The sequence below is a fragment of the Kitasatospora sp. NPDC048296 genome (genome assembly GCF_043201815.1).
GTDB lineage: Bacteria > Actinomycetota > Actinomycetes > Streptomycetales > Streptomycetaceae > Kitasatospora.
Map to the genome: position 1 here is coordinate 1 of NZ_JBICZB010000174.1, position 2,683 is coordinate 2,683.

Consider the following 2,683-nt stretch of genomic DNA (forward strand, 5'->3'; position numbering starts at 1 on the left):
GCCTGGGCCTCGATCGGGTCGCCGAGCGGCGTGCCCGTCCCGTGGCCCTCGACGGCGTCGACCTCGCCGGCCGACAGCCCGGCGGCGGCCAGCGCCTGCCGGATGACGCGCTGCTGCGACGGGCCGTTGGGGGCCGTCAGCCCGTTCGAGGCGCCGTCCTGGTTGACGGCCGAGCCGCGCAGGACGGCCAGCACGGGGTGCCCGTTGCGGCGGGCGTCCGACAGGCGCTCCAGCACCAGCACGCCCGCGCCCTCGGCCCAGCCCGTCCCGTCCGCCGCGTCGGCGAACGCCTTGCAGCGCCCGTCCGGGGCGAGCCCGCCCTGGCGGGAGAAGCCGGAGAAGCTCATCGGCGTCGACAGCACGGTGACGCCGCCCGCGAGGGCCAGCGTGCACTCGCCGGCCCGCAGCGCCTGCGACGCGAGGTGCATCGCCACCAGCGAGGAGGAGCACGCGGTGTCGACGGTGACCGCCGGGCCCTCCAGGCCGAAGGTGTACGACACCCGGCCGGACAGCACGCTCGCCGTCAGGCCGGTGGTCGCGTGACCTTCCATGTCCTCGTCCGAGTTCATCACCACGCCGACGTAGTCGACGCCCGCCGTGCCGACGAACACGCCGGTGCGGGTGCCGCGCAGGCCGCTCGGGTCGATGCCCGCCCGCTCGAAGGCCTCCCAGGACGTCTCCAGCAGCAGCCGCTGCTGCGGGTCCATCGCGAGGGCCTCGCGCGGGGAGATCCCGAAGAAGCCCGCGTCGAACTCGCCGGCCGTGACGAATCCGCCCTCGATCGAGGCGCTGCTGCCGTTGCCCTCGCCGAGCAGCGCCGCGATGTCCCAACCGCGGTCGCCGGGGAACCCGGTGATGCCGTCCCGCCCGTCCGCGACCAGCCGCCAGAGCTCCTCGGGGGTGGTCACCCCGCCCGGCAGGCGGCATGCCATGCCGACGACGGCGATCGGCTCGTGCCGGCCGGACTCGACCTCCAGCAGTCGTTGGCGTGTCTGGTGCAGGTCGGCCGTGACCCACTTGAGGTAGTCAACGAGCTTGCTGTCGTTCGACATGGGGGGTGGTGCCTTCCTGTGATGAGGCGGAGTCGGTCAGCGGTCGCTCAGACGGCCGAGCTCGTTGTCGATGAAGGCCAGGACCTCGTCGGTGCTCGCTGCTTCGAGCCGCTCCGCAATGGCGTCCTCGGCATTCTGCGCGTCCTGGTTTCGCAATTTCTCCAGCATTCGGCGCAGCCGGAGCGAAACCGCGTTGCGGGTCGCCTCGTCGGTGTCCGCATCGGCCAGAGCCGCGTCCAGGCGATCGAGTTGGCCGAACAGCGCGGCGCCGTCCGCCGCGTCCTGCTCGTCCAGGAGCACGCCGAGCAGGTGTGCGCCGAGGACGGCGGACGTCGGGTGGTCGAAGACCAGGGTCGCGGGCAGGCGCAGGCCGGTGACGGCGGTCAGGCGGTTACGCAGCTCAAGTGCCGTGAGGGAGTCCACACCGAGGTCGTGGAAGTCCCGGTCGGCGGCGACGGCCTGCGGCGAGGCGTGGCCGAGGACGGCCGCCGCCTCGGTGCGGACGAGGTCCACGACGTAGCGCAGCCGGTCGGCCTCGCGCAGCTCGGTCAGGCGGGCGGCGAGCGCGGCCACCGCTCCGGTGCGGCCGCCGGTGGACTCGGCCGCGCGGCGGGCGCCGCGGACGAGTCCGCGCAGCAGCGCGGGCACGGTGCCGGGCATCCTGGCCGGTCCGGAGGCGCGGCCGATGGGGACGAGGTAGGGCTCGTCGAGTCCCATGGCGGCGTCGAGCAGGGCGAGGCCCTGGTCCTCGGTCAGCGGTGGGACGCCGGTGGCGTGGATGCGGTGCAGGTCGGCTTCGGAGAGAGTGCCGGTCATGCCGGCGGTGGGCATCCAGGCGCCCCAGCCCAGGGACTGGGCGGGCAGGCCCTGTTGGCGGCGCCAGATGGCGAGCGCGTCGAGGTAGACGTTGGCCGCCGCGTAGTTGCCCTGGCCGGCGCTGCCCATGACGCCCGAGATGGAGGAGAACAGGACGAAGGCCTTGAGGTCCTGGTCCTTGGTCAGCTCGTGCAGGTTCCACGCCGCGTCCGCCTTGGGGCGCAGGACGGCCGACAGTCGCTCGGGTGTCAGCGCACTCACCACACCGTCGTCCAGCACACCGGCGGCGTGCACGACACCGCTGATCGTCCGGCCGTCCAGGGCCCGCGCGAGCGCCTCACGGTCGGCGGCGTCGCAGGCCACCACCTCGGTGCGGGCACCCAGCTCCGCCAGCTCGTCCACCAGCTCGGACGCACCTCCACGACGGCTCAGCAACAGCAGCTCCCGCACCCCGTGTTCGACCACCAGGTGCCGGGCCACGAGCCGGCCCAGACCGCCGGTCCCACCCGTGATCACCACGGTTCCCGTGCCCCAGCCCGAGGAGGGCCCGCCGGGGGCCACCCGGGCGAGTCGGCCCACCCGCACGGCTCCGGCACGGGCGGTGAACTGGAACTCGCCGCGGTCCAGTTGAGCGCAGAGGACGGGCAGCGCCGTCTTCACGTCCGACGCGCGCTCGACATCGAGCAGGGCGAACCGGCCCGGGTTCTCCGCCTCGGCCGCCCGGACGAGACCCCAGACCGCTCCGCCGACGAGGTCGGCGACCTCGCCGCCCGGCACCGCACCGCGGGTCGTGAACACCAGGCGGGAGTCCGCGA

Annotated in this window: 2 protein-coding genes; both read right to left on the minus strand. The window is 74.1% G+C overall.

The features are described from left to right. Positions 1-1,052 (minus strand): beta-ketoacyl synthase N-terminal-like domain-containing protein (locus ACGF12_RS38225; RefSeq protein ID WP_393041163.1); only part of this gene is annotated, 1,052 nt, incomplete at its 3' end. A gap of 36 nt (positions 1,053-1,088) precedes the next feature. Continuing rightward, on the minus strand, positions 1,089-2,683 hold a 1,595-nt coding region (locus ACGF12_RS38230; RefSeq protein ID WP_393041166.1), incomplete at its 5' end, for a beta-ketoacyl reductase.